Genomic DNA, 9,113 nt, shown 5'->3' on the forward strand with positions numbered 1-9,113 from the left:
ATACGGAATAGGTTCTCAATTGTATAAGATGAAGGCTAAAAAAACAGCATCCTTTTTAAAGAATGCTGTTTATATATAAGGTTATTAATTTTCAGTTTTGTTTTTTTACTTCTTCAGTATCTTTTCTGTTACTGTTGAAGATTTTGTTTTAAGTTTAATATAATATACTCCTGTCTGAAGAGAAGATAATACGATCTGTTCCTGCATCATAGTCAAAGTTCCCTGTTTTACCAGTTGTCCCGTAGTTCCAAAGATTTCATAAGAAACCAAAGGCTCTTTGCTCCTGACGGTAAGCACATCCTGAACCGGATTCGGGAATAATTGAATTCCTGCCTGTACGGCTGTTTCCTCTACCGACATCTGGCTGCATGCTGACTTAGAATATTTTGTAATGAAAGACTGGGATTTTCCTCCCGTCACATTTACCGTCATGGTATTGACATTATCATTGGAATCTGTAAAGAGCTGGTCATGAAAAAGACCGCCTAGTACATAATTTCCATCTTTATCTACAGCAATGGCTGTAAATTCATCCTGAACCTGAAAATTACTATGAATTTCTCCGGTTCCAATTACTGCACCCGTATCTTTATTGAAACGTACCAGCAAAGGATCTGATAAATCTGAATTAGGACGTGTCATTGAAAAGTTTCCCCAAATCTCATTCCAGCTTCCTTTGGCGAAGGCAAGTTCATTTCCGTTCAGTGCCAGTTTTCCTTTCATGAAACGGTACGCAGAAAAGCTTGTAAGCCCATCCGGAACTTTTGCCCATTGTACAGCTCCATCAGCATTCAGCTTCATCACAAAAGGAGTCTGTCCCTGATAATTTTGTACTGGGAAAGAATAGTTTCCGAAAGTGGTAGGAACTGTTCCTGAAAAATAACGTCCGGAAATATAAATATCCGAAGAACCTGAACCTTTGATTACGGAATGAATTTCATCATCCATAAATGCCGGTAAGCTATTGTCAAATTCTTTTCTCCATAATTCAGCTCCGGTACTTCCGTTAAACGCAAGTATATAGGCATTTTTTGTAAAAGGAATATTATTGTACGAAAGACTTTCCATAGTACTGCTGTAGTTTCCTACCATTCTTTTTCCTGCCAGATAATATCTGTTTAAGCTTTCATCGTACAGCAGATTTACTTTACCATCAGTTCCTCCTGCAGTTAATCCTCCGCTTATAGGAAGCAATAGTGGCGTTGCAGGTGTCATACTCCCATTATCATAGTTGAATTTAACCAGATAGTACTGAAAGGAGGTAGTGAAGGTTGAAGGCACGGTAATTAAACCATTTAAATGATTTCCTGCTCTGAAACCCATAACAGCATGAATATTTTTGGATGAATCCATATACATCATCTGAACATCACAGCGTCTGCTGAGATAACTCACATCTCCCTGCAAAGCTTTACTCCAATCCAATGTTCCGTCAGAAGTTTTATATTTAAGCAGATATGCCGCTTTATGCGCCGGTTCTACTGTCTGATCATAATAGGTATACAAAGGCATGGTGTGAGTAGCATCAAAATGCATAGGAAGAGCGGTAGGATCGCCGCTGTAAGAATTATTATAAAGAGTAGCCATTACATATAAACCACCATTATTATCCACCTCGATATGCCAGGCATTTTCACCATCTTCTGATCCGCCAATAACGGTAGACCACAGTGCATTACCCTGACAATCCGTAGCAAACAAAATAAGATCACGTAGTCCATAATTAGGTACAGCTACCCCATTCAGATTCTGGCCTCCATTCCATACACTTGCGAGATAATAGGTGTTGTTATTATTATCTACAACAATATCCCGTATAGATTCATCAAATTGGTAATTAAACCCCGGATCGGCAGAACCGGATTGGCCGCCAGCCTGTTTTGCCCATTGCCACTGGTAAGTCTGGCTAAAAGATAATACCGGCAACATCAATAGTAATCCCCAAAGCTTGTTTTTTAGTTGTATCATAGAAATTCATTTAATTATCACATACTATAAAAAACAGTGCTCTCCGAAGAGAACACTGATTTATAAGTCACTAATTTTTAATTAGTTTCCCTTGTAATGATGTGTCTCCCGTTTGTACAATAACGATATAAACGCCTTGCAGCCAACTGGAAACTTCCACGTCTACCTCTCCGGAAGCCGCTTTCACTTCTTTACGGAATTTGACATTGCCCATGGCATCAAAAACTGTAATCTGTTTTGCCAATAACTTTTCGTTACCTGTATTGTATGAGATTTTCACTTTTTCCTTCGCAGGATTTGGTATCATTTTCAGAGAAGAAACAGCAGCAGCGGTAACACTTCTTGATGCACTTCTCATGCCTATCCATTCCGGATCTACCGCTTTGGTACTAAACTTACATGTCTCATTATAGAATAAAACCTCGTCTGTACCCTGGAAATTCGGATTTGGATAGAAAGCTAATGGATTAGCATTCAAATCATACACTCCTCCTGCAGGAATGGTAATAATAGACGGAATATAAGTTCCGTATCCGTTAACACTTGAAACGTTAAGACTTATCGGCTGTCCTCCGGCATTGTGAATAATACCAGAAACAGAGTAATGGTCTCCTACCCACTTCATTGGTTTAATATCTCCTTCAATCTTACAATCTGTTTCGTATCCACAATCTTTACCTGGATAGTAATTCATGGTTCCTGATGTATACTGACATCCTAAGTGATTTACCTGTAATTGGTATGTACCAGGAGAGCCGATATATAACGGGAAGATAAAGTTATTGTTCCCGGTTTGAATACTGTTTCCGAACAACATCCAGTCATGATGATCAAATACCCCTTTTGGTCCTATAATGTAATTCTTCTCTCTAAGACATTCATCATAGCATCCTGTAGGGAATACCCACATCAGGCTTTCAAGGCTTAATGGTACTTCTACAGAGCTGGATACTTTACAACCGCTTGGCGCAGTATAAGTAACCTGGAATACACCACCTTCATTGACTGTAATTGTCTGACCAGACATTCCATTACTCCAGTTATAATTTCCTGTAGATGGTCCTGATGCGGTTAACTGGATTTTATAAGGCTGGCAGCTTACCAAACTATACGTTGCCGTAATAGATGATGGCGGATTACTTACCGTAAGGGTAAAGTTTTTAGAGCTTACACATCCTGATGTACCCGGAGTTCTTACCTCAAGAGTATAAACATAAGTACCTGCAGCTAATGATCCTGTATTAAGAGTGATCGGATAAGGAGCAGAAGTCCATGGTATAACTACTGAACCTGCTTTCTTCCATTGGTATTCTAATGTATTATCTGTTACAAGACCAGTCAGTATGGTAGAAGATCCTGCACAGATAGTAGCTTTACCGGAAATATTTACATATGGAGCATTTTTAACCGTTACTGTTGCAGGTTTAGTACTCATGATGCTTGTTTTACAACCATCAGGTGATACCAATACCGGCCAGTAAGTTCCCGACTGAGTAGGTGTGAATGTCATTGAATTTGGAGCTCCAGGCACCGGCTGTGAACCATTCATCCAGATATACTGGCTGGCAGTTCCTACCGAACCATTAAATACAAGTGTAGGAACAGATCCTGCACAGGCAAGTACGTTAACAGGTGAAATATTACCATCAATGGAAGCTTCATTCAAGCTAATGTTTGCAATTGGTGAAGTATATACACATCCGGTAGGAGTAGTTACTTTTAGCTGTATTGTCTTGGCACCACTTGTATTATAGGTAACCGTAGCAGTTGCTCCCGAAGCTACATACGCCGTACCATCAAAAAGCCATGTGTAGGTATTAGCCGAGTTGTATCCCGGTGCAGTGAATGTAATAGGTTCCCGTACACATAGCCATGCCGGAACCAGGAAGCTGGTACTAGGAACCGGAGCTAATGTAATCGTCTGTGTAGTGGTACACGCTGGTTTCCCTGGCGCAGACATTGTCATGGTGAAGGTATAAGTACCTGGCGCAAGGTTGTTATAAGTAGCCGTCTGTCCTGTCTGAGTTGGCTGACCCGGGCTGGTGAATGTATATGTAATAGATGACTGGTTAATCTCAAATATAGTAGAACTGTTAAACAGAGTCACGTTATATCCGCCTCCGCTGCACACCGTGCTAACACTGAATTTAGGCTCGTAGTTCTTTCTTACTTCTACTGCCTTGCTGTACCAGCATGAACCATATCTTAAACGTACAAAAACAATATGTGCTCCCGCAAGTGTAGTCTGATACGTTGCTGTAGGCTGTCCCTGAGGAGAAGTTAAAGTAAGTACGTTGTCTGATGACCATTCTATCTGATCAGGAGTTCCGTTATACGTTAACCCTGATGCTGAAATTGTATTACAACCTGACCACGCAGCTGTAAAGTTGATCTGAGGATCTGTATTACAAGTTCCGCTGCTTGGGCAAAGCTGGCTCACATTAATATTCTGTGAAGAAACCACACAACCATTAATATCTACAGCCTGTACTCTATAAGTTCCAAAAGCACCTGCACCGCCTATGGTGTATGAGTTGGTTGTAGCACCTGATATAGGTGAATTGTTTTGGAACCACTGCCAGGAAATAATATTGGTAAGTCCTGTAGAACTATTTGCCGTAAGCGTATACGGTGTCATTGTTGTAGGATCACATACCAGAATATTATATACCGGAGAAACTGTAATAATAGTTTCAGGATAGATTGTAAAGTTTGCGCTTGCAGTAGGCTTATAGTTACATCCGTTAGTTCCTGTATAAGTTACTGTAACCGTTTGAGAAACGTTACTTCCTGATCCGTTTTGAATATATCCGTTATTCGGGAAGCTGTAATTTCCTGATGGATTATAAGTGGTATTATAGGTATTTCCGTTTGCAAAAGTGAAAGTTACACCAGTTGCTGAAGTGATTGATCCCTGATTAACAGAGAATGTAAGGTTGGAACCTAAACAGATTCCTCCAACATTTGTGAAGCTTACCACAGGAAGCGGTAATAAAGATACCGGAACACTGATGATTTTTGTAACTCCACATTTTACAACTCTCAGGTTCAGCATAGTGCTGCTTGTTGTAGAGATTTCGTTGAAGTTGACAGTAATGTTACTGGTGCCCTGTCCCCCTACAACACTTCCGAAGTTAGGACTTCCGAATGTCCATTCCATAAAATCAGGAACAATACCGTTCAGATTTGCAGTAAATGTCTGTGTGCTGCTCGGACAGAAAGGTCCGCCCGGATTAGGATTAACCGTAATGGTATTAAGATCTAACGGCGCTACACTAAACGAAATCGGAGCAGAAAGACATCCTGCATTACTCATCGATTTATTCTGTGCAGATACTGAATAGGATGAAGCACCCGTATTAAAGATAACCGTTACAGAAGATCCTGCATTACTGCCCTGGATGGTTCCGTTAGTAACACTCCAAACAGGTACCATTCCCGGATCTACTGAACTGATGGTATACACATAAGGTTTTCCAGGACATACTTTTGTCTCACCTGAAATAGTTCCTGTAGGCGGCTGCGGAATTGGTAATACCTTAATAATTCTTGGGTTGCTTTCACAATCTCCTCCTTGCTTCACAGCAACGATAGTATAGGTTCCCGCGGTGTTAAAAGTATAGCTGAATGGCCCGGATACTACTCCCGAAGTCACAGTAGAGCCTCCGGTAGTTACTTTCCAGATAACAGGTACATTAGGGGTAGCTGTAAATGTCTGGCTTGTTCCCGCACAGATCTCATCCGTACCGCCGCTTATTGTTACAGGCTGTTCAACAGTGATATCAATAGAAGCATTTCCTTCACAAGCTAATAAAGTATTGTAGTAGGTGGCCTCAAGGTGATATGTTCCGGGCTGTGTAGCCGAGAAAACAATTTCATTTCTCTGCTGGGTATTGACCAGCAGCCCTGTTCCAGGCCCGGATACATTCCAGTTAACTTTTGTCGTAGGCCATTGAGGAATAGAATAGGTATATTGCTTTCCAGCGCATACTTTATCCTGTCCTTTAACTTTTGCATTCTTTAAAATCACTGGGATTTTAACTGTAGTCCATTCCGGGCAGGCACATTCAGACATATACATGACATATCCGAAACCGTCCAGAGGATCCACCTGATCCCAAACTACTTCAATTTCGTTACCGTTATTGTTTATAATGTTTCCACCAATAACTTTCCATTGTCCTTTGTTACATCCATCCTGAGCATTATATTTCTCAGTACTTCCTTCACATACTACAGAAGCACAATTGATCTGTACAGGATAAGATTTTACTACCTTGATTTCCTTTCTGTACCTGCTCTGGCATCCGCACTTATTGGTTACGGTAAGCTGAATGGTATAATTACCGGGATTAGTGTAGATATGAGACGGTTCAAAAGCTGTGGAAGTGGAAGTAGTTCCATCTCCGAACTGCCAGAAATAATTGACAATATCTGACCCTCCGTTTTGCTCGGAAAGGTTATCAAAATACACCGTTGTATTATTACATACCGTGTAATCCAGATTAAGCAATTCAAACTTAGCAATAGGCCTGTTGATTTTTTCAATACAGATGGTCTGTGTTTCCACAGTTCCGTCATTGTATGTGATAACAGCCTGTAAAGATCCATTACCGGCGGCACCCCACGTAACATACGCCAAGGTATTTCCGGTTCCGGAAATTGTGGCAGTTCCTCCCGAAACTGACCATTGTACATTAGAAACGTTGGATCCCTGAACCAGATATTTGACAGGGTCTATTGACTTCTCGCAGACGCGGAGGCACTGCGCAGAATTGATGTAGGAACTGGCGATACCGTTGTCAGGGATCTGACCTTCTTTTTCGCCGCGGAATTCCTGGCATCCGACCTCTTCGGTCCATGTAATTTGAGCTTGTGCTTGCAGTACCCACGGTACCAGAAGCCAACATAGCAGGAGCCATCTGAAGACGTGCTGCCTGCCAAAGTAGGTGTTGTTTTTCATAGTTATTAAAAAAGTGTTATTAATTTTTTGTCAAATTAATAAAAATAATAATACAAAAATCATTTAATCGTGAAAAAATAACATTATTTCACAACTGAATTTCAACAATATAAACAAATTCGTGATTATATGCTATTTCACCAACATATTAGTTATGAAAAAAAATCCCTGTACTCCGGTCTATTTAAGCGCTCCAATCCCATTTTAACAGAATAAAATCATTCATTTTAGCGTATTAAAATCCAAAACAAACAACAAAAAAGTAAATAAAATTAATTTTTTACTTCAAAATAATAATTTAAATTAAAATTAATCACATATGCAAAACAGGTAAAACAACAAAATTTTATCCATTTCTTTTCTTAAAAAATTTCTCATGTAATCCGGCAATTTAATCTTCTTCTATAAGCATCACCTATGCCCACCTGCACCGATATTCGTAACTACGATAAAGAGAATTGCCGACAAGATTAAAATACTTTATCTTTGTTTTTCAAGGCTTATCATCAACATTATATTTGAATACACCTTCCCTATGAAAAACAACAGCTTTTTATTTTCTGCCAAAGGAATCTGTACAGCAGCTTTTATTTCCTTAAACACAATTGTTTATGCTCAGAAAACCGCAGATATCTCAACCATTTCGGACAAAACCCTAAACAGCATCCTGGAGAAGAACAGAGCTTATTACAGCCAGGGAAAAGTAGCCGATTACATTCCTGAACTGGGAAAAATGGACGCTAAAGCAATAGCCTTTTCAGTGGTAGACAAAAACGGGAAAGTATTCAATGCCGGAGATGTCAATAAAAAATTCACCATGCAGAGCATTTCCAAAATCATATCATTAATGGTGGCTGTCAATGAAAAAGGAGAAACCAATATCTTTGATAAAATGGGATATTTCGGTTCCGACAAACCTTTCAACCATTTTTCCAACCTTGAAACTACAGGAAAGCCGCTTAATCCTATGATGAATGCAGGGGCAATTCTTACTACTTCATTAATTTCCGGTGACGGAGAAAAACCATTCCTGAAGATACTGGATATGGTAAGGTACATCACCAAAAACCCATCCATAGATTACAACAAATCAGTTTACGAATCTGAAAAATCAACAGGACACCGCAACCGTGGAATGTTTTATATTATGAAAAACAGCGGACTGATTTCGGGAAATGAAGACCAGCTGGACAACTATTTCAAGCAGTGTTCCATTGAACTTACCGCTGAGGACCTTGCCAAAATAGGTTACTTTTTTGCCAACCAGTGTGTAAGATTCGACGCAGATACCACTTTTAAAAATGCCGATATGGCCAAACTGATAGAATCACAAATGCTGACTGCCGGAATGTATGAGTTCAGCGGTGAATATTCCAGAATGGTAGGACTGCCAAGCAAATCCGGTGTAGGAGGCGGAATTACCGTAAGTGTTCCGGGAAAAATAGGAATCGGAGTTTTCAGTCCTGCTTTAGACCAGCATGGAAATTCTCTGGCCGGCTATCATATGATTTTAGATCTGGCCAAACAGTATGGATTAAGTATCTTTTAGTTTTTTAAACCAACAACAACTCACCAGCAATCCTGCTCACTGAAAGGAATTTTACTTCAATGATCCCACAAAGCATGCCAATGGCTTATTAACAAAAACAACAACAATCGACACATAAGAAACAGTAAGCATATCAAACACTTACTGTTTTTTTTATGAATTTCGGAAACATATATTAATTATTCTTAAAATATCCTATCTATTTCTTTATCAAAAGGATAGGAAAAATTCATAAATAATTTAAATTAAATCACAATATATTGATTAATTTTATATAAATTTGCACTGTCCATTTATCAGATTGACAAAGGAGATTCTTACACTTTCGGACTCTTATCACTGTATATTATCTTTTTGTAATATTACTCAAAACAAATCTCTTGTTTTTGAAATATTTTATTTTTTATTCCTATATTTGCTTAACATTTTTTTAACTATAAATAGTTATAGTTAAAATTACTAAGATTGTATCGTCACGTTTCTAAGAATAATAAAACAATAAATATACTTTAATAGCATTTGAATAATTATACTTTTTATATTAAAAAATAGTTACCAAATTGCATTTATGATTAAATATATAATACAATTTTATTATTTTTATTTCATCGTAACAAAATATCATTGTATATC

General features: G+C 38.7%; 3 protein-coding genes. 1 reads left to right on the plus strand and 2 read right to left on the minus strand.

What is annotated here, in order from left to right:
* Positions 1 to 105: 105 nt before the first annotated feature.
* Together FFS26_RS07680 and FFS26_RS07685 are read right to left on the minus strand one after the other, a co-directional pair.
* Complete coding sequence (locus tag FFS26_RS07680) at positions 106 to 1,968, minus strand: T9SS type A sorting domain-containing protein (RefSeq protein WP_137904739.1); 1,863 nt, start codon at positions 1,966 to 1,968, stop codon at positions 106 to 108.
* Between the two features lie 70 nt (positions 1,969 to 2,038).
* A complete protein-coding gene (locus FFS26_RS07685; RefSeq protein WP_110010552.1) occupies positions 2,039 to 6,931 on the minus strand; it encodes a PKD domain-containing protein in 4,893 nt (1,630 codons plus the stop codon).
* A gap of 535 nt (positions 6,932 to 7,466) precedes the next feature.
* Here FFS26_RS07685 and glsA point away from each other — a divergent pair.
* Positions 7,467 to 8,480: a glutaminase A gene (glsA, locus tag FFS26_RS07690; RefSeq protein WP_137904740.1), complete on the plus strand. Its 1,014-nt coding sequence runs from the start codon at positions 7,467 to 7,469 to the stop codon at positions 8,478 to 8,480.
* Positions 8,481 to 9,113: the final 633 nt, after the last annotated feature.

Origin of the sequence: Chryseobacterium sp. 2VB, assembly GCF_005503635.1 — a bacterium.
Taxonomy (GTDB): domain Bacteria; phylum Bacteroidota; class Bacteroidia; order Flavobacteriales; family Weeksellaceae; genus Chryseobacterium; species Chryseobacterium cupriresistens.